The organism is Arthrobacter sp. P2b, from assembly GCF_900168295.1.
Lineage (GTDB): Bacteria > Actinomycetota > Actinomycetes > Actinomycetales > Micrococcaceae > Arthrobacter.
Map to the genome: position 1 here is coordinate 96572 of NZ_FVZL01000003.1, position 19780 is coordinate 116351.

Annotated in this window: 19 protein-coding genes; 17 read left to right on the forward strand and 2 right to left on the reverse strand. The window is 66.1% G+C overall.

What is annotated here, in order from left to right:
• Nucleotides 1–131 precede the first annotated feature (131 nt).
• Nucleotides 132–968: an alpha/beta fold hydrolase gene (locus B5520_RS07695; protein WP_079596717.1), complete on the forward strand. Its 837-nt coding sequence runs from the start codon at nt 132–134 to the stop codon at nt 966–968.
• A complete protein-coding gene (locus B5520_RS07700; protein WP_079596496.1) occupies nt 965–2755 on the forward strand; it encodes a sensor domain-containing protein in 1791 nt (596 codons plus the stop codon). The genes B5520_RS07695 and B5520_RS07700 overlap by 4 nt, the downstream gene beginning before the upstream one ends.
• 145 nt (nt 2756–2900) lie before the next feature.
• On the opposite strand, the gene B5520_RS07705 is transcribed toward B5520_RS07700, so the two are convergent.
• On the reverse strand, nt 2901–3224 hold the full coding sequence (locus B5520_RS07705; protein ID WP_079596497.1) for a hypothetical protein: 324 nt from the start codon (nt 3222–3224) through the stop codon (nt 2901–2903).
• Nucleotides 3225–3437: 213 nt separating this feature from the next.
• On the opposite strand from B5520_RS07705, the gene B5520_RS07710 reads away from it, so the two are divergent.
• Nucleotides 3438–5318 carry a hypothetical protein gene (locus B5520_RS07710; RefSeq protein WP_079596498.1) on the forward strand — a complete coding sequence of 627 codons (1881 nt, stop codon included), beginning with the start codon at nt 3438–3440 and terminating at the stop codon, nt 5316–5318.
• Here B5520_RS07710 and B5520_RS07715 read toward each other — a convergent pair.
• Nucleotides 5311–5652, reverse strand: a complete 342-nt coding sequence (locus tag B5520_RS07715) for a hypothetical protein (RefSeq protein WP_079596499.1) — start codon at nt 5650–5652, stop codon at nt 5311–5313. The two genes, B5520_RS07710 and B5520_RS07715, sit on opposite strands and share 8 nt — an antisense overlap.
• Before the next feature lie 153 nt (nt 5653–5805).
• Here B5520_RS07715 and B5520_RS07720 point away from each other — a divergent pair, with 153 nt between their 5' ends.
• From B5520_RS07720 to B5520_RS07785, 14 genes are all read left to right on the forward strand, one after another.
• Nucleotides 5806–7023, forward strand: coding sequence for an MFS transporter (locus tag B5520_RS07720; RefSeq protein ID WP_079596500.1), 1218 nt, complete (start codon nt 5806–5808; stop codon nt 7021–7023).
• 17 nt (nt 7024–7040) lie between these two features.
• The gene (locus B5520_RS07725) at nt 7041–7745 is read left to right on the forward strand and encodes an esterase/lipase family protein (RefSeq protein WP_079596501.1); all 705 of its coding nucleotides are present in this window, start codon (nt 7041–7043) and stop codon (nt 7743–7745) included.
• Nucleotides 7742–8662 carry an LssY C-terminal domain-containing protein gene (locus tag B5520_RS07730; RefSeq protein ID WP_079596502.1) on the forward strand — a complete coding sequence of 307 codons (921 nt, stop codon included), beginning with the start codon at nt 7742–7744 and terminating at the stop codon, nt 8660–8662. Before B5520_RS07725 ends, B5520_RS07730 begins: the two co-directional genes overlap by 4 nt.
• A gap of 153 nt (nt 8663–8815) precedes the next feature.
• Nucleotides 8816–9373 (forward strand): alternate-type signal peptide domain-containing protein, encoded by a 558-nt coding sequence (locus B5520_RS07735; protein WP_079596503.1) that lies wholly within the window; start codon nt 8816–8818, stop codon nt 9371–9373.
• A 70-nt stretch (nt 9374–9443) separates the two neighbouring features.
• Nucleotides 9444–10055: a hypothetical protein gene (locus B5520_RS07740; RefSeq protein ID WP_079596504.1), complete on the forward strand. Its 612-nt coding sequence runs from the start codon at nt 9444–9446 to the stop codon at nt 10053–10055.
• Nucleotides 10056–10179: 124 nt separating this feature from the next.
• Entirely contained in the window at nt 10180–10689 is a 510-nt protein-coding gene (locus tag B5520_RS07745) for a signal peptidase I (RefSeq protein WP_368483721.1), read from the forward strand.
• Nucleotides 10689–11210, forward strand: coding sequence for a hypothetical protein (locus B5520_RS07750; protein WP_079596506.1), 522 nt, complete (start codon nt 10689–10691; stop codon nt 11208–11210). Before B5520_RS07745 ends, B5520_RS07750 begins: the two co-directional genes overlap by 1 nt.
• Before the next feature lie 600 nt (nt 11211–11810).
• Complete coding sequence (locus B5520_RS07755) at nt 11811–12461, forward strand: PglD-related sugar-binding protein (protein ID WP_079596507.1); 651 nt, start codon at nt 11811–11813, stop codon at nt 12459–12461.
• A 74-nt stretch (nt 12462–12535) separates the two neighbouring features.
• The gene (locus B5520_RS07760) at nt 12536–12832 is read left to right on the forward strand and encodes a hypothetical protein (protein ID WP_079596508.1); all 297 of its coding nucleotides are present in this window, start codon (nt 12536–12538) and stop codon (nt 12830–12832) included.
• 77 nt (nt 12833–12909) lie between these two features.
• Nucleotides 12910–13746: a gamma-glutamyl-gamma-aminobutyrate hydrolase family protein gene (locus B5520_RS07765; protein ID WP_079596509.1), complete on the forward strand. Its 837-nt coding sequence runs from the start codon at nt 12910–12912 to the stop codon at nt 13744–13746.
• Nucleotides 13747–13964: 218 nt separating this feature from the next.
• Complete coding sequence (locus tag B5520_RS07770) at nt 13965–15080, forward strand: glutamate--cysteine ligase (RefSeq protein WP_104443457.1); 1116 nt, start codon at nt 13965–13967, stop codon at nt 15078–15080.
• 34 nt (nt 15081–15114) lie between these two features.
• Nucleotides 15115–16593: an aminotransferase class I/II-fold pyridoxal phosphate-dependent enzyme gene (locus tag B5520_RS23165; RefSeq protein WP_079596511.1), complete on the forward strand. Its 1479-nt coding sequence runs from the start codon at nt 15115–15117 to the stop codon at nt 16591–16593.
• Between the two features lie 21 nt (nt 16594–16614).
• A complete protein-coding gene (locus tag B5520_RS07780) occupies nt 16615–18393 on the forward strand; it encodes an N-acetylglutaminylglutamine amidotransferase (RefSeq protein ID WP_079596512.1) in 1779 nt (592 codons plus the stop codon).
• Nucleotides 18393–19766, forward strand: a complete 1374-nt coding sequence (locus tag B5520_RS07785; RefSeq protein WP_079596513.1) for a M20/M25/M40 family metallo-hydrolase — start codon at nt 18393–18395, stop codon at nt 19764–19766. Before B5520_RS07780 ends, B5520_RS07785 begins: the two co-directional genes overlap by 1 nt.
• Nucleotides 19767–19780 lie beyond the last annotated feature (14 nt).

The following is a 19780-nucleotide window of genomic DNA, read 5'->3' on the forward strand; positions in this document are numbered from 1 at the left end:
AGGAAGCCCACCGTTCGTTGGCTGCGGTTACCGGCAAGATTCGCGCAAGCCGAACCGAGTCCTAGGATTCCGCATCTTCCCGCCGCTAATATCAGGAAAAGCACAGTCACCTTATTTAAGGGCGAGTGAACATGGTCGAAGCAGCAACCGCCGCCGTTTCATCGGTGATCCGCCGGAACAACGTCACGGTGACGGGCAATGCGGAGGGGCCGGTGATGCTGTTCGCGCACGGTTTCGGCTGCGACCAGGACATGTGGCGGCGGCTGCTGCCGTACTTCACCGACGACTACCGGGTGGTGCTGTTCGACCATGTAGGTGCCGGCCGCTCCGACGCCGCGGCCTACAACCGTGCCAAGTACGGGACGCTGGACGGCTACGCAGCGGACCTGCTGGAGATCTGCGCCGCCCTGGAACTCCAGGACGTCATCCTTGTTGGGCACAGCGTCAGCGCAATGATCGCCGCGATCGCGGCGGTGCAGGAACCCGGCCTGTTCTCCCGCCTGGTGCTGGTTGCCCCGTCCCCCCGCTACACGGACGATCCCGACGACGGCTATGTGGGCGGGTTCTCGCACGCTGACATCGAGGGCCTGCTGGACTCACTGGACAGCAACTACTTCGCCTGGGCCGAGGCTTTGGCGCCGATGGCGATGGCGAACCCCGAGCAGCCCGGGCTCGCCGAGGACCTGCGGAGCAGCTTCTGCCGGACCAACCCGTCCATCGCCCGCCACTTTGCCAGGGTCACGTTCCTGTCCGACACACGCCAAGTGCTGGACGAGGTAGGCACCAGCAGCCTGATCCTGCAGTGCTCCGACGATCTGCTTGCCCCGCCGGAGGTGGGCGACTACCTGAACCGGCACCTCGGGCACAGCACGCTGGTGCACCTGCAGGCCACCGGCCACTGCCCCCACGTCAGCGCCCCCGAAGCAACCGCCCGCGCCATCCAGCAATATCTTGCTGCGAGCCCATGACAAGCGTGCCTGGCCCGGAGCCTGTTGACTTCGAGGCGCTCTTCCACCAGGCACCCTGCGGTTACCTGGTAACCGACGACGGCGGCCGCATCACCGCGGTCAACGGCACCTTCCTGCACTGGTCCGGTTACAGCCTTCCGGACCTGGTCGGTTCCGCCATCCAGTCACTGATGCCGGTGGGGGACCAGATCCTGTATTCCACCCACTGCATCCCGCAGCTTGGTATTGCCGGTGCGGTGTCCGAGGTTGCGGTCGAAATAATCTGCGCTGACGGCAGCCGCCGCGCTGCCCTGCTCTCGGCATCACGCAGTCCGGCATCCGGGCAGCAACCGGCCACCGTGCGCATCATCATCTTCAGTGCACACGAACGCCGCATGTACGAAAAAGAACTGGTCTCAGCGCTGCGGAATGCGGAGGAATCCGAAGCCCGCCGCGCCGAAGCTGAGCATGAACTGCAGCGGCTCGCCCTGCAGGACCACCTGACCGGCCTTCCCAACAGGGCCGGGCTGAAGGCAAAGCTGGACGGATTCCTTGCAGCCAGGCGTGCCGGGCAGGGAACGCTGGCGGCTTTGTGCATCGACCTTGACCACTTCAAGGCGGTCAATGACAGCCTGGGGCACGCAGCGGGGGACGAGCTGTTGGTCGCCGTGGCGCGGCGCCTGGTCCCTGCCGCGGGGAAGCAGGCCACCGTTGCCCGGCTGTCCGGCGACGAGTTCATCGTTGTGGACATTTTTGCCGGGACGGATGAAGCAACGGCACGGGCCGCGCGGCTCCTGGACGTCCTCCGGGCCCCGATGCTGATCGAGGGGCTGGAGATCGTGACGTCCGCAAGCATCGGCGTCGCGGTTGCCGGCGAGGACGGCGAGACCATGGACGATCTGGTCCGCCGCGCCGACATCGCGATGTACCGGGCGAAATCGCTGGGGCGGAGCCGCTGGGAACTGCACCAGCCGGCAGAATCCGACCCCACGGCGGACCGGCTCCGGGCCCTCGCAGAGCTGCGCCACGGCATCAGCGACGGCGCACTCCGGCTGCACTACCAGCCGCGCGTCGATCTGCGCACCGGCCTTGCCGTTGGCGTGGAGGCGCTGGTCCGCTGGCAGCACCCCTCGCGGGGACTTCTCGCGCCGTCGGAGTTCATCGGGATGGCCGAGGAATCCGGACTGGTGCGGCCGCTGGGCGCATGGGTCCTGGAGGAAACGCTGCGGCAGGCCGAAGACTGGCGGATCGAAGACGCCGGCGGGTCCAGGCTTGAGGTGGCGGTCAACCTGTCAGCCCGCCAGTTGAACGACCCCGGGCTGGTGCCCATGGTCGAACACGCCCTCCGGCTGCGGAGGACGGATCCTTCGCTCCTGGTCCTGGAAATCACCGAGACCGCCCTGATGGACGATCCCGGCGGCGCCCTCGACCAGCTCATGGCCCTCAAGGACCTCGGCGTCAGCCTCGCCGTTGATGACTTCGGCGTCGGCTACTCCAGCCTCACCTACCTTAAGAAATTTCCCATCGATGAGTTGAAGATCGACCAGTCTTTCATCATGGGGTTGGGAACCGACACCGGCGACGCGGCGATTGTGACCAGCTGCATCGACCTGGCGCACGCGGTCGGCATCCGGGCCGTGGCCGAAGGCGTGGAGACCCCCGGCCAGGTCCAGGTGCTCAGGGCAATGGGCTGCGACTACGCCCAGGGCTACCATTTCGCACGCCCGCTGCCGGCTCCGCTCCTCAGGGAATGGCTGAAGGCCAACTCCCAAGGGCAGCGCCCGGATTCCAGCCCGGTGCTGAGCTGAACCTCTGGGAAGGTCCCTTTAAACCCAAAAGCACAGCCACCCGTCTATTCAGGTACAGCTGCGCTCAAGGGTTTGGGTCAAAAAAAGTTTTGGGTGGCAAACCCGGGGCCCGATGCTGGGCGCTATGGGTTGCAGTTGCCTTGGCCTATGCGGCCAGGCGGGTGGCTGCTGCCGGAGCCTTCCGCCGCGGTGCCAGGACGCTGATGGTGCAGGGCGCCTGCTGCGGATCGATTTTGGCTGGCAGATGGTGGGTTTCGGAACAGGCCCGGAGCATTTCCAGGGCTGCTTCATCCACCCACGCGTGGGAGATATCGAGTTCCAAATCAAGGCCTTCCCTGAGGGAATTGGCCCGCTTTGCTACTACATATAGGGCGTTGACGCTGTGGACGGTGATATGCCCCTTTGCAATCACCTTTGCACGTGCGTGGTCGAGATCGATACGGACAACAATGTTCAGCTTAGAGTTCAAGTTGTAAAGCCTTCCCCGGCATTGGCTGCGACGCTGCAGCTTCTTGCTATGGCCGTTTGCATCAGCCTCATCCAGAGTAGGGGGCGAATGTGACCCACGCAACATGGTGACGTTTATTACATCGGATGGTCTTTTCGTTACCCCACGCCGGGCGGCGAAAGAAGGGGGCTTGCAGCCTTCCGCTTCCGTCCGGCCCGGGTGGATCATGTAGCCATGGGCAAGCGCGTGAGCGATGGCCTGGGGGATGCCACCAAGGACAACGACGGCGGTGACGCTGCGGAAGTGCCGGGCAGGCCCCCGGACCACGCCGTGGTGTTTGTCCATGGCATGGGCCGGGCCCTCAAAGGCGGCACCCTGCAGGAGTGGGCCCAGCCTCTGATGCTCAGCCTGCACGATCTGTCCCTGGACATGGTTCCCGGAGACGTCCCGTGCCCGCACCTGGTCATCACCAAGGCCAACGCGGTGGGGGACGCACCCGAGGTGTGGGTGAAAGTGCTGCGCGGCTATGCAGACGGCAGGCCGGACTACCTCACTGTCCTCATGACAGAGGCGTCCTGGGGCAGGGACTTCGAGCCGGCGTCGGCCGCGTCCACCTACTCCTGGGCACTGCGCACCGCCCTGCGCGTCTATAAACGGTCCGTTCAGCTGATCCGGTGGAACCTCTATCCCGGCCGCCGGCGGGCAAGCCCCGCATGGCTCGCGGCCCGGCTGCGGCAGATGCTGCTCACCCTGATCGCGGCGTCTGCCGGGTTCTTCATCCTGCTGGCCGTGCTGGTGGTGCTGCTGCTGATCATCCTCCTGGCGTGGATTCCGGGGCCGGGCCGGTGGATCGGGAATATCGTGTCCCTGTTCGCGGACTTCCTGGGCGACCCGCAGGTGTGGAAGCGGAAGCCGCTGCAGGCGGCCGCGATGCGGCAGCGCGTGGTGGACACGCTCCAGCGCTGGGACCACGACGGCGGGACGGAGGTGACGGTGGTGGCGCACAGCCAGGGTGCCGCGATCACCGGGCAGGTCCTGTTCCAGAACCAGGCGCGGGCCACCAACTTCGTCAGCGTGGGCAGCGGCCTGGACCTGCTGGGCTACGCGCAGTGGGGCGGCGGAACGGGGGAGGACCCGGTGACGGACTGGCTGGCCAACCCGGACCGGCCCCGCTGGATCAACGTGTGGGGCAAGTTCGACTTCGTCCCCGCCGGGCCCATTTCCACTCACGAGAATGGGCCGCTTCCCGTGTTCGGAAAGCTCTATGCCCGGGATACCGCCGGCGATGGCGGGCCCGGCCCGGAGGAGCACCCGGTGTACAACAGGTCCGGGCTCATCTACGACCACATCGTCTACTCCAGCAACCGGGTGGAGGTGCTCGATCCGCTGGCCCGGCTGATCCTGGACCCGCCGGCAGACCCGCACGGCCTCGTGCTGCGCGGGCTCGACGGCGACCGGCGGCTCCGGCCGCACCGTGTGATGGTCAAGAGCCTGGGGGTGACCCGGCTCCTCTCGATCCTCACCGCTGCGCTGAGCGCCCCGGCCGCGCTCGCCTGGCTGGGCTCGCAGGACTGGGCGCGGAACCTGGTCCAGTGCGGCCCGCCCGGAGGTGGCCAGGATCCGTGGTGGTCCTCCTGGCTGTGCTCGGGCCCGTCCTACCACTGGGGGCGCTGGGAAAACTGGGGGGTGCTGGCGGCGACCACCGCCGTGTTTGCGGCTGTTCTCATCGGACTGCTCAACGGGCCGGTGTGGGGTGTGCTGCACAACCGGCTGCAGCGCATGCGGAAGCCGTCCTTCCGGCAATCCAGCGACCCCACCCGCAATCCGCCCGCCAACCCGTGGTGGTACGTCACCTGGTACCTGCTGATCGTCACCGCGGTGGCTGTGGCCGTGCCCTTCATGCTGGCATGGCCGGACCTGCCCTGGGTGCTGGTGGTGGTGCTGGTGGTTGCGCTGTGGGCGCTCTGCTTTACCCGTACGAGCATCAGCGGGCTGCCGGCGCGCACTGGTGAACTGCGGGACACGAAGGAAGCCCGGGACACCCAGGAAGCCCCGGACACGCAGGAAGTGCGGCCGGAACCGCCGCGGACGGCAGCGAGCCTGCCGCCTAACTGATGACGGGGATGCTGCCGGTTAAGACTGTCACCGGGGCGGACGACCAGCGCTCGCGTTCCGGCTCGTAGGAGATCACCATCGAGACGTCGCTTTCCTTTGCCTCGTCGATGGCGAGCAGCAGGGCGTCCTCCATGTGCCGCGCATACTCGAGCCGTTCGGCCAGGGTGCCCTGGAGGTCGGCGTCGTCAATCAGCACATGGCCCTTGCCGTCCACGATGACCTTCAGCGAATACCCCTGGTCCTCATGGAGGGATCCCCGGGTGGATGAAATTTCGGTGACTCTGTCTGCCCGGACCAGCCCGTTGCCGAGCGTGCGGATCCACACTTCACCCATCGAATGACCTCCCCTTGGCTGTGGGCGCGGAACAACGCCCCATAAGTCGAACGCTACTCCTCCGCGGGCCATTTGTGACCCCCGAATTTGCGCTGATGTGTCCGGGGCCATACGTGGGAATTGCCTGCTGCTCCCGGCCATAAAATAAATCTGATGACTTCCCCCCAAAACCAGCAGCCCTTCAGCCTGCGCAGCATCGCCGTGGCCGCGTTCGGGCCCACTTTGCTCTACGGAATCGGCACCGGGGCCATCTTGCCGGTGGTGGCGCTGACCGCCCGGGACCTGGGTGCCTCGGTGGCCGTCGCGGCGCTGATCGTCACGCTGATGGGGCTGGGATCCTGGTTCTTCAACCTGCCGGCATCCCTGGTGACCCTCAAGTTCGGTGAGCGGTGGTCCATCGTGGGTGCCGCCGTCGCTGCAGCTGTAGCGCTGGCGGCAGCGGGACTGACCTCGCTGGTGCCCGACGGGCTCTGGCTGCTCGCGGCGGCGATGGCCGTCGTCGGTATGTCCGGAAGCGTTTTTGGCCTGGCCCGCCAGAAGTACCTCACAGAGGCTGTGCCCGTGCAGTTCCGGGCGCGGGCGCTGTCCACGCTGGGCGGCGTGAACCGGATCGGCGTGTTCATCGGCCCGTTCCTGGGTGCAGCCGTGATGCAGTTCTCCGGCATCGGCGGTGCCTACTGGGTGGGTGTGATGGCCATGGCGGCCGCCGCGCTGTTGTCCCTCACCATCCCGGACCTTGCCGCGGTGGGCGTGCCCGCCGGCGGACACAAGGGTCCCGAGCCCACCCTCCGGAGCGTCGCGGTGTCCCATGCGGGCGTGTTCCTCTCGCTGGGTGTGGGCATCCTGCTGCTGAGCGCACTGCGATCCTCACGGCAGGTGGTGATCCCGCTGTGGGCCGACCACCTGGGCTTCGACGCCACCTCCGCCTCGCTGATTTACGGCCTGTCCGGGGCGATCGACATGCTGGTGTTCTATCCCGCCGGCAAGCTCATGGACCGCAAGGGCCGGCAGTTTGTCGCCGTCCCGTCCACGCTGCTGATGGGCACGGCGCTGCTGCTGATTCCGCTGACCGGGTCCTTTGTGGGGCTGCTGCTGGCGGCGCTGCTGATCGGGTTCGGCAACGGCATCAGCTCAGGGCTGGTGATGACGCTCGGCGCGGACTTCTCGCCGGACCGCGGGCGGGGCCAGTTCCTGGGGCTGTGGCGGTTTATGGCCGATGCCGGGTCCACCGGCGGGCCGGTCCTGCTCTCGGGGGTGACGGCGCTGGCCTCCCTGGGCGCGGGGATCTCAGCCACGGGCGTCCTGGGGTTCGCGGCGGCGGCCGTGTTCGCCGTCGTCATTCCACGGCTGAAGCACCGCCGCAACTACTGACCCGTTATCCTCGACAGATGAGTGAAACGGGGGCACCTGCCCGGAGCAGTCCGCTGCAGAAGGCCGTGTGGTGGGCGCAGGACTACGTCTATGCCGCGGTCTGCCAGGTCCAGGGCATGCTGTCCCGGGTGCAGCCGGGCTCCTTCCACAAGGGCCACCTGAGTCCTGTGCTGATCATCCCGGGCGTGTACGAAAACTGGCAGTTCATGATGCCGCTGATCCGGTCGATCCACGACGCCGGCCATCCCGTCCACGTGGTCACGGTGCTGCAGCGCAACAAGCTGGACGTCCCCGTGGCGGCGCGGCTGGTGGCCCAGCACCTTGAGGAGGCCGGGTTGCGGGACGCGGCGATCGTGGCGCACAGCAAGGGCGGGCTGATCGGCAAGTACGCCATGCTGAACCTGGACCCCGAGGGCCGGATCTCGCGGATGATCACGGTGTGCACGCCGTTTTCCGGGTCGCGCTACGCGAAGTACATGCTGCTGCCGAGCCTGCGGATCTTCTCGCCCAGCAACGCGCTGACCCTCCAGCTGGCGCGTGAGGAAGCCATCAACAGCCGGATCACCTCCATTTACGGCCCGTTCGACCCGCACATCCCGGAGGGCAGCGTCCTTCCGGGTGCCACCAACATCGAGCTGCCCACGGCCGGGCACTTCCGGATCCTTGGGGATCACGAAACGGCCCGGATTATCGTGGAGCAGCTGACCCCCGACGAGCCGTGAGCCGCGTTCCTGATCCCGGCGGAAGGAACGACGGCGGGCGGCCAGTTCCGCATGAGCCGGACCATTCGCGTTCCCCGAGCCGCGTGGAGCGGCGGCAGAGCCGGTGGGCCACGGTCCTGGCCGTGCTGCAGCGGCTGCTCTATCTGGTGGTCACCGTCGCGGTGGGCTGGGCGGTGTGGTTTTTCCTGCTGTCGCGGCTCTCCCGCGGGCCGGAGCAGGCCTGGGTGTTCCTTCCGGTGTGGCTGATTCTTGCGTACGCGCTGCTGCCGCGCATCCACAAAATCCTGAGCAGCCTGTACATCCCGGACTACTTCATCGGCAGGACCCGGACAGGCGACGGGGTCCTGGGCGACCCCGTGAACCTGGCCGTGGTGGGGACGGGGGAGGAGCTGCGGCGTGCCATGCTGACTGCGGGCTGGGTGGAGGCCGACCCGATTACCCTCGCAACGGCGTGGCGCACCCTGACATCCACCCTGTTGGGCAGGAGCTACCCGGCGGCGCCCGTCAGTTCGCTGTACGTCTTCGGCAACAAGCAGGACCTGGCGTTCCAGCGCGAGATCGACGGCAACCCGCGCAAGCGCCACCACGTCCGGTTCTGGAAATGCCCGGCCGGCTGGATGCTGCCCGGCGGGCTGTCCGTGGACTGGGTTGGCGCGGGCACGTACGACAGGAGCGTTGGACTGTCCCTCTTTACATTCCAGATCACGCACAAGATCGCCGACCGGACAGACGAGGAACGCGACTTCATCATCGAGACCCTCCGCGCGGCCCGCGCCGTGGAGTCGGTGCACGTGATCCTCAACTACTCCAGCGGCTACCACCACCGCAACGGCGGCGGCGACGCCATCCGCACCGACGGGCACCTTCCGATCATCGACCTGTACGAGCCGGGCCGGCCGGGGAGTTCGGCAGCCTAAAAGGTGGCTTCTAAACGTGCAGGTCAGAGGCCATTTTGCCTTCAATTTCTTGAGCGAACTTTGACGCTTTCCCCCCAAATTTCCTGATAATGACCGTGCAATGTTGTTCCCAGCTAGACCACGTAGACATACAAAAGTCTGAGGGGACACATCATGAAGAACAGCACCCTGATCAAGGGAACCGCAGCCATCGCCGTAGGCGCAGCACTGCTGCTGGGCGGCGGCGGAACGTTGGCCAACTGGAATGCCGAAGCTTCCGCGACGCCGGGCACCATCGTTTCCGGTGACCTCAACGTTGAGAACAAGGTAGCCGGTGTCTGGACTGACGGACTCGGCAAAGATATCACCGCTCAGATTGACGCCGGCACCTACCTAGTTGTCCCGGGTGACAAGCTCACGTTTAAGCAGGAGCTGGCTGTAACGCTCTCGGGTAACAAGATGGCAGCGGAAATAACGACCGACGGCATTGATGAGACCAGCGGTTTCTTGGCAAATAATGTCAGCGTCTCCGAGCCCGTTCTGACCGTTGGCACCGCTGAGATCAAGAACCCCTTGACGCCGACCGGCAGCACCCAGACGGTAACCGCCACCATCACGTTTGATTTCCTTGCCAGCACCACTGAGCGCGACAGCGTGAATGCAAGCTATGACTTCAAGGATGTCGCATTCAAGCTGACTCAGGTGAACTCGACAGGCGACGGCCTGTCCTAGTCTGACGCGGGCGGGTGGCTGAACCGCCACCCGCCCTCAGCAATCGGAAACAGGACCAGGGGAGGAACCGGTGCGCATCAAGCGCTCACTGCAGGCAACGGCACTCGTCGCCGCAGCAGTGGTCCTGGGACTCCTGACGGTGCAGGGGACGTATGCGCTATGGAGTGCCAGCGCGTCAGCTGCACCCGGGACTGTTGCCTCCGCATCGTTCGACGTTGCACTTAGCGCGGTGCCATCTGGCCAGGCAACCAACATGACCCTGGCCGACGGCACAACGTCCGCAAACCTGGCAATCACACCTACCGCCACTTTGACGCCCGGGACCTCGGTTTATGGGGGAGTCCTGGTCACGAACAACACCAATGCAGGCGGATCCTTCGACACGGTCATCACAGCCAGCCAGGGTACGGTGACAAACGTTGCCAGTGGAAGCTTGCGATCCTACGTCAGCTTCTACGCCAAAACTGCCACCTCCTCCGCAGAGTGCAGCACCATCGCGGGCTACGCACCCATCGGTTCAGCCGGATTGTCATCCCCCGCAGTGGGCAAGGGCGGATCCACCGTCTTCTGCTTCCAAGCAAGTCTCAGCTCTAATGCCCCGTCGTCAGTGAAAGGACAAGCAGTGAACATCTCTCTTCAGCTCACCGCACGTCAGCTCTGTGGGGTGCCAGGTGGCTGCTGACTTGACGGAACGGCCCGTTGCCAACGCAATTCCCCAGGGGGAAGCGAGGCACTTGGTGCAAGCGCCGTCGGGCGCCGAAAAAACTGGGGGCACCGGCTCTGGTGCATGGACCGCCGTCGGACGGATCCTGAGCATGGCTGCCATGATCATCGCATTGTTCGCCGCGATGATCCTGATTGTCATCCCCGTCGTGACGGGCTCGCACACCTACACGGTGCTCACCAACTCCATGGCACCGAAGTTCCCACCAGGAACGTTCCTGGTGATGAAGCCCGTGCCATTCGATGAAATTCAGTACGGTGACGTGGTCACGTTCCAGCTGCACTCGGGGCGGCCCGAGGTCGAAACGCACCGGGTGGTGGGCTTCGGTGCCACCCAACAGGGTGAGAAAACCCTCATCACCAAGGGCGACAACAACGGTGCCAACGACGCCGACCCTGTCCGTGAGATCCAGATGAAGGGCAAGCTGTTCTACGCGGTTCCGTATGTTGGTTTCCTGGCCAATGCCCTTGGGAACTCCGACCGTGACGCATGGACCATCGTCGCCGCTGTCGGGCTCATCGGTTATGGCGCCATCCTGGTTTTCAAGTCCGTGCGCGCATCGCGTCGCAGCCGGGCTGCTGAGGGAAAGTAATGGCCCGGATTCGGAATCTTCCAGGTGCGGCAACGGCCGTCGGTGCATTTGTGCTGACTGTGCTGCTGGGCCTGGGTGGTGCATCCGCGTCAGCATTATGGCAGCAGAGCGCCACGGCGACCATGACGGTCACGGCTGCGGCTGCCTGGCCCGGTCCGGCAATTGCATCACTCACCTGCACCAACGATGCGCCGGAGAAGGTCGCCACGCTAAGGGTTACGGTCCCGGCCACCGCCACCATCACGTACGCGGCCCTGCAGGCCACCGGTACCTACGGGCCAAGCTACTCGGGCCTGCTTAGCCTCCTTGCGTTGACTCCCGGAACTATTGTTCTGACGTCAAACACCAACCCGCTTCTGGCATCCCCGATCCTGCGTGACAATCCTGCCGGTCCCTTGACGCTGCGGGTCACAGCAACTTACCTCGACCAGACGACGGCATCCATGGACATCACCTTGAACAACCACATGTCCAACGGGAAGATCATCTGCCCCGTGGCTCCCGTGCCCTCCCGCGGGTAATCACAAGCCAGCTCGGCGGAAGCAGGTGCCGCTATGTCCCCCCCCACATAGTGGCACCAGCTTCTGCCGAGCTGGCGTGAGTTCAAACGGGAAATACTCAGCCAGTTTGGGAAAGTTTTGGCGGAGCTAAGCCGGTATTTGTATCGGGCCTTCCGGTGGGGCCGAGGCCAGGCACTCGGTGCGCGTCCGCCGTCGTAATTCGGACCAGGGCGGGTACCTGGCGGCGCCTACTTCAAGACGCCGCCAGGAGTCTATGGCTTCAGGAGAGCCATCCGGCCGAGGCCCAGGGGCCCGGCAAGAGCAACTATCCACTGCACTGATCAAAATATGGCGCTGAATCACTCAAGAAACCTTCAAGTTCTCAACAGGATTGAGTCATCAGCGGCAATCCCCTAAATCCGCAGGAAAACCCCATAAACCAACCGTGTTTCCCGTGCCGTCTTCCCGGGGACCTGTTGCGGCGTTAACTTGTATTTGGGCACGCTGGCGGATTGATCCTCGAATCGCCGAGGCCCTGACCAACAGCCAGGAGCCAAGAAGCGGTGTCCGGGCAAGCCACAGACCTGCCGCCCGCCTCCCCGGGCCCGGAAGCGACACCCCTTGAGCGAATTGCTGTTGCTGGCCGCCACTGGACTGGCGCGCGAAGTGCTGCTGACCGTGCGCGCCAGCGGCCAGTACGACGTCCTGGGGATCCTTGACGACGACCCCCAACTCCTCGACGTCCTGATCGACGGCGCCCCCGTGCTCGGCGCCCTCGAGGACGCCGCCATGTTCCCGAAGGCGCTCTTCGCGGTGTGCCTGCCCGTGGGACGGGACAGGGAAGCGGTGGTGGAGCGGCTTGCCCAGTCGGGTGTGGAAGGCAACCGGTATGGCACAGTGCTGGATCCGGACATCCGCCTGCCGGACGACTGCCGGATCGGCCCGGGAAGCATCCTGCTGCGGCACGCTGCGGTTGGACCGCAGGTGTCACTGGGGAGCCACACGGTGGTGATGCCGTCCGTGACCTTGGGCTGGGCCCTGCAGGCTGGGGACTTCACCACGTTCTCCGTCGGGTCCTCGCTGGGAGAGGGCGTGCGGGTGGGCCGTGGCGTCCACATAGGCGTGAACGCCGGCGTCGCCGACGGCTTGTCCGTGGGTGATTATTCGTCAGTGGGGATGGGTTCGGCGGTTGTGCAGGACGTGCCTGAGTACGAGACGTGGGTGGGAGTGCCGGCGCGCACCTCCCTCCCGGGCGGGGGCCTTGCCTTTTAGCGGGCCGCGAAGAAGCTGCGCCGGGTATTGCCGGTCCCGGTGATTCCCATCCACACACATGCGGAGGACAGTTCATGGAACTCTTCAGCGACAGGCCCGCCATGGCTGCCGCCGCCCTGACCCGGCTCGCGGCGGCAGACGCAGAAGCTGGAGGCCGTCTGGCAGGCCGCCTCCAGGTCTTCCTCAGCGACCTGATCGTCCGGAACGGGCCGGCAATCATGGAGCAACTCGCCATCGAACTGGCGCGCCAGCACCTGGCATCCCTGGACAGGCTCGCCGCCGCCACCGGATGGCCGGCTGCCAAATACCTGGACGATGTTGAGCTTGCCGCCGCCATGGATGAAACGCCCGACAGCGGAACTGAGATGTGATCTTCATCCGCTTGAAACAAAGCAGGGCCCGCGCTCTCATATCCTTAAAGGCAGAGAATTCGCCTGGAAGGAAAACCTTGGAAACGACCGACGCCGCCGTGAAGCCCATCATCGGCCTCAGCACCTACCTTGAGCCTGCCGGCACCGCCGGCTGCGGCACAGTCAGCGCGGCGTTCCTTCCCGAGACGTACCTTGCCCCCATCATTGCAGCGGGCGGCGTGCCCACCCTCCTGCCGCCCCAGCCTGTGGCCCCCGGCGTGGTCGAAGCCCTGGTGGGCAGGCTGGACGGCTTGCTCATCCCAGGAGGCTGGGATGTTGATCCCGCCCTCTACGGCCAGGAAGCCCATCCCGAAACCGGGGAGCCCCGGCGTGAGCGGGACGCTTGGGAACAGGCCCTGATCCGGGAAGCACTCCGACAGGACGTGCCGCTGCTGTGCATCTGCCGCGGGGAGCAGCTGCTCAACGTCATGCTGGGCGGCACCCTGCACCAGCACCTGCCCGACGTCGTGGGGAACGGGCAGTACCAGTTGGGCGGCTACGCCTTCAACCAGATCCCTGTCGATGTCCGGCCTGACTCGCAGCTTGCCCGCCTGATTGGCCCTGACACCCAAATTGTCCCCGTGGCGCACCACCAGGCGGTGGACCGGCTCGGCGAGGGGCTCATTGCCGCAGCCTGGAGCGAGGACCAGGTGGTGGAAGCCATCGAGTACCCGGCCAACACCTTCACGCTCGGCATCCAGTGGCACCCCGAGGAACTTCCCGAGGACTTCGGGCTGTTCCGCGGGTTCGTCGAAGCAGCCCGGGCGAAGTACCTGTCCCGCCTGCTGCCGGCCACGCCGTCGTCGCTGTCGTCCGCGTCGATGGCAACGTCCGCCGCCACGGCGACGATCTCCATCCAGCCCGAAGCCTTCTAACCTGCCCTGCATAACTGCCCCTCTTTGGGGGGCAGTTGACTCCCCACGACTTGCGGACAGGAACTAAGCATGCTTACGATGTGGTGACCAACGGAGGTTAAGCCAACGCCCCACGGTTTCAACCGAGGAGTAGTCATGGCTTATCTTGTCCCCATCTGTCGTCCTGCTGCCGGGCACGTCCGCCGCAGGGGAAGCGCCGGTTCCAAGGAGCTGCGCTGATGCGCCGCGTGGGTGTCGAGGAAGAGTTCCTGATCCTCGACTTCACCGACGGCCACGCTGTTCCTTTGGGCCAAGTGCTGGAGAGCCTGGCCGACGACGGCCTCAGCAGCGAGATGAAGCAGGAACAGATTGAAACCTGCACCCTTCCCAGGATCACCCTGGAGGAACTCGCACAGGACATCACTGCTCGGCGGATGAGTGCAGACGCCACAGCCCGAGCGGCCGGAGCGCGTTCCGTTGCCTTGGCGACGTCACCCCTGCCCGTGCAGTCCACCACTACGCCGGGCCTGCGGTACCAGCGGATGATGGAGCGGTTCGGCCTAACGGCGGTGGAACAGCTGACCTGCGGCTGCCACGTGCATGTGGAGGTCGAGTCGGACGAGGAAGGCGTGGCCATCCTTGACCGGATCCGGATCTGGCTCCCGGTCCTGACGGCCATCACCGCCAACTCCCCGTTCTGGAACGGCGTGGATTCCGGCTACGCAAGCTACCGCTCCCAGGCCTGGAACAGGTGGCCCACCGCGGGGCCCTGCGAGATTTTCGGCTCCGCGCAGGCCTACCACGCGCAGGTGCAGGAGATCCTCACCTCGGGGGTTCCGTTGGACAAGGGGCAAATCTACTTTGACGCGAGGCTCAGCCACCGCCATCCCACCGTGGAGATCCGGGTGGGCGACGTGTGCCTGTTTGCCGACGACGCCGTCCTGCTGGCCGGCCTGGTGCGGGCCCTGGCGGAGACGGCAGCCCGGCAATGGCGCTCCGGCGTGCCGCCCGTGCCTGCCTCCGCCGCGCAGCTTCGGCTCGCTGCCTGGCAGGCGGGCCGCTACGGGCTGGACGGGCAGCTGTTGGATCCGCTGACCGGCAAGCCCCGCGCTGCCTTCGAGGTCGCGATGTCCCTGCTGGACCATATCCAGCCCGTGCTGCGGGACCAGGGCGAATTCGGCACAGTGGAGGGTTTGCTGTTCCAGGTCCTGAACAGGGGAACAGGGGCCGCCAGGCAGCGGGCCGTCCACGCCACCACCGGCAGCCTTTGCGGCGTCATCGCCGACGCCGCCGACGTCACCTGCCTGCCTGCCACACCTATCCGAAAGCTCACAGACATCCCTGCTCACGGCTGAACAGGGAATTTAGGCGAACTACCCGGGAGGGCAGATGGACCAGAGTGAAACACCGGTGCTCGATGCACTGGCCGAACACCAGAAACTCGACAGGTACGGCTTCACGCCGCCCGCGCACCGCCAGGGCCGCGGCGTCGATCCGCGTGTGCTGGAGGTGCTGGGCGAGCAGAGCTTCAAGTCCGACGTCGTTGCCTCCTCGGGCCTGGACGACAGGAAGTCCTCCAACGGCTACCTGCAGAAGGCGGAGCAGCTAATGGCCGAGGCCGTCAATGCTGACATGGCCTTCTTCTCGACCTGCGGAAGCTCCCTGTCCGTGAAGGCAGCCATCCTGGCCGTCACCCGCGGGGAAGGCGAGCTCCTGATAAGCCGCGACGCGCACAAATCCGTGGTCTCGGGGCTGGTGCTCTCCGGGCTGCAGCCGCGGTGGATCAAACCCAAGTGGGACAACGAGCTCAAGCTCTCCCATCCGCCGGCGCCGGAGACGGTGGAGGAGATGTGGCAGCGGTACCCGGATGCCTCCGCCGCGCTGATTGTCAGCCCTACTCTCTACGGCACCTGCGCGGACATCGAAGCCATTGCGGAGATCTGCCACAAGCGGGGCAAGCCGCTGATCGTCGATGAGGCGTGGGGCGCCCAACTGCCGTTCCACCCGAATACACCAACCTGGGCGATGAATGCGGGCGCGGACATCTGCGTGGTCAGCGTGCACAAGATGGGGCTCGGCTTTGAGCAAGGCTCCATTTTCCATTTGCAGGGAAACCTGGTGGACCCGGTCCGGCTGAACCAGTGCGCCGACGTCCTCTCCACCACCAGCGCCAACGTCATGCTGTATGCCGCCATGGACGGGTGGCGCCGGCAGATGGTGCAGGAGGGCAAATCGATGATCGACAAAGCCCTCGAACTGGCCCGAGGACTCCGCCGGGACATCGATGCACTGCCCGGTCTGCATGTCCTGGAAGACGAACTGGTCCACGCCGAGGCCTCCCACGACCTGGACATCCTGCACATCATGATCGACGTTTCAGAACTCGGAATCAGCGGTTTCCAGGCCACCGACTGGCTGCGTGAAAACTGCCGGGTGGACATGGGCACCACAGACCACCGCCGGACCGAAGCCGTCATCTCTGTCTCCGATGACAGCGGGACCGCACAGCGGCTCCTCGACGCGCTCCGTGCACTCACCGCGGCGGCCCCGGACCTGCCCCGGCCGCCCGCCGTCGTTATTCCTGATGAGGAGGACCTTTTCCTCGAGATGGTGATGCTGCCACGGGATGCCTTCTTTGGGCCGGTGGAGAACGTCCCCGCGGAGGAAGCACCCGGCCGCATAGCCGCCGAAATGGCCACCCCTTACCCGCCTGGCATTCCGCTGTTGCTGCCCGGCGAAAGGATCAACAAAGCCGCCATCGATTACCTTCGCAGCGGGGTGGAGGCCGGAATGGTCCTGCCCGATCCCGCCGACCCGTCCCTGAACACCATCAGGGTAGTCCGCGAAGAGCAGCATAGATCGCTGTAGGCCGCAGGAAACGAGGAAGTTATGTGCGGAATAGCAGGCGAAATCGCCTTCAACGGTAGGACGGCCTCCCGGGAGCCTGTCCTCGCAATGATGGGGGCCATGACCTCCCGCGGACCCGACGGAAGGGGGATCTGGGACGAGGCCGGCTGGGTTGCGTTGGGGCATCAGCGGCTGAGCATCATCGACCTGTCTTCTGCGGGGGCGCAGCCGATGCTGGACGACGGCGGCCTGGCCCTCACCTTCAACGGCTGCATCTACAACTACAAGGAACTGCGGAGGGAGCTCGAGCCGGAGTTTACCTTCCGGACAACCAGCGACACCGAGGTGATCCTCAAGGCCTACCGGAAGTGGGGCGACTTTGTCCACCACCTGGTGGGCATGTTCGCCATCGCGTTGTTCGATCCGCGGCGGCAGGAGGTCCTCCTGGTCCGCGACCGGCTGGGCATCAAACCGGTCTACGTTTCCCACCTGCCCGGTAAGCTGCGCTTCGCCTCCACGCTCCCCGCGCTGGTGGCGTCCGGCGGCGTGGACACGTCCCTGGACGAGGTTGCGCTGCACCACTACCTCAGCTGGCACTCGATCGTTCCGGCGCCGCGGACCATCCTGCGCGGGGTCCAGAAGCTGCCGGCGGCGACCATCCGTACTGTCCGCGCCGACGGAACCTGGCAGGACCGCGAGTACTGGCGCCCTGATTACACGCGCGACGCTTCACGGTCCGGGTGGTCGGCTGCGGACTGGCAGGACGCCGTCCGGGATGCGTTAAGGACGGCAGTACGACGGCGGATGGTCGCCGACGTGCCGGTGGGTGTCCTCCTCTCCGGGGGCCTGGATTCGAGCCTGCTGGTTGCGCTCCTGGCCGAGGAGGGACAGCACGGCCTGTCCACCTTCAGCATCGGGTTCGACGGCGCCGGCGGGGATGCCGGCAATGAGTTTGCCTACTCCGACCTGGTTGCACGGGAATTCGGTACCCGCCATGAACGGCTCCACGTCAGCACGTCCGAGTTCGCCCCGTCCATCGATGGCGCGGTGGGTGCGATGTCCGAGCCAATGGCCAGCCACGATGTGACCGCTTTCCACCTGCTCTGCAGGACGGTCTCGGAGCAGGTGAAGGTGGTGCAGTGCGGACAGGGCGCCGATGAAGTCTTTGCCGGCTACGCCTACCATCAGCCTCTCGCCGCGGCGGGCCGACAGGACGCCCTCCGGACCTTCTCGGCATCCTTCGTGGACCACAGCCACGAGGATCTCATGGGGATCCTTGAACCTGAATGGTTCTGCGGGTCCGATGTAAGCCGCAAGGTCCTGGCCGCCCATCTGGAAACACCCGGAGCCGATACCGCACTGGACGCCGTCCTTCGGCTGGACACCCACCTGCTGATGGTGGACGACCCCGTAAAGCGGCTGGACAACATGTCCATGGCGTGGGGCATCGAGGCCCGTGTGCCGTTCCTTGACCATGAGCTGGTGGAGCTCGCCGCCGCCTGCCCGCCCGGACTCAAGGCCTCGCAGGACGGGAAGGGAATCCTGAAGGACCTGGGCCGGCAGATGCTGCCCGCAGCCATCATCGACCGGCCCAAGGGATACTTCCCCGTTCCGGCCCTGCGGCACCTTGAAGAACCGTTCATCTCCATGGTGCGGGATGCCCTGCATGCCCCGGAGGCCAAACAGCGCGGACTCTTCCGGCCCGCCTACATCGACGGTTTGCTCGCGGATCCCAATATCCAGCGGACCCCGGTGAACAGCAACGTCCTGTGGCAGTTCGCCCTGCTGGAAATGTGGCTGCAGCGCCACGGGGTGGGCTGATGTCCCTGCTGCCCGGCCTGCGGCAGGCCGTCGCGGCCGACTTTCCCGCCGTCGTCGACGAACTGTCCTCACTGGTGCGGATCCCGGCGATGGCGTGGGAGGCCTTCGACCCGTCGCAGCTGGACAAGGCGGCCCAGCAGGTGGCCGGCCTGCTCCGCGATGCCGGGATGGCCGACGTCGACGTTCTGCAGGCGCCACGGCCGGACGGCGCGCCCGGGGCGCCCGCGGTGGTGGGACGCCGGCCTGCGCGGCCGGGCAAGCCGACCATCCTGCTGTACGCCCACTATGACGTCCAGCCCGCAGGGGACGTGGAGCTGTGGGAGAGCCCGCCGTTCGAAGCGGTGACGCGGGGCGGCCGGCTCTGGGGCAGGGGAGTGGCCGACAACAAGGCCGGCGTGCTCCTACATATTGCCGCCGTCCGCACCGTGCTCCGGGTGCTCGGCGACGGGCTCGGCCTGGGCGTGACCGTGTTCATCGACGGCGAGGAGGAAGCCGGGTCGCCCAGCCTGCCCCTGCTGCTGCAACGGCACGGGGACCTGCTCAAGGCGGACGTGCTGGTGGTGGCCGATTCCGGAAACTGGAAAGTGGGCGTCCCCGCGCTCACCACCAGCCTGCGCGGGTTGATTCTGGGGACCGTGGAGGTCCGGGTGCTGGACAACGCCCTGCATTCAGGAACCTACGGCGGGCCAGTGGTGGACGCCGTCGCGGCGCTGTCCCGGCTCCTCGCAACGTTCCATCACGACGACGGCAGCGTGGCCGTGGAGGGCCTGCTTGCTTCGGAGTCTTCCGGGCCCGCGCTCACGGAAGCCGAGTTTCGGGCTGACGCGCGCGTCAGGCCGGGCGTCCCCCTTGCCGGGACGGGCAGCATCACCTCGCGGCTGTGGACCAAGCCGGCGCTTGCCATCATCGGTGTGGATGCCCCTTCCGTGGCGCTCTCCTCTGACACGCTGCAGCCGGTGGCACGGGCCCGGTTCAGCCTGAGCCTTGCACCGGCCAGCGACACCGCGGACGCCATGGAAGCGGTCCGCCGGCACGTGGAGGTACACGTTCCCTTTGGTGCTGAAGTCACCTTCACGCCGGGCGGCCGGACCGAAGGATTTGCCGGTGACGCGTCCTCCCCGGTGTCCCGGCTGATGCTCTCGGCGATGGAAGAGGCGTGGGGAGTGCCGGCGGTGTCCATGGGCGTAGGCGGGTCCATCCCGGCCGCCAATATCCTGAACAAGCTGTACCCCCAGGCGGACATCCTGATCACCGGCGCCGAGGACCCGGACTCCCGCGCGCACGGGGCCAACGAGTCCATCCATCTGGGTGACTTCGAGAACGCCATCCTCGCCGAGGCCCTGCTGCTGGCCCGGCTCAACGCCCGCGACTAACCCCCGTCCTACCC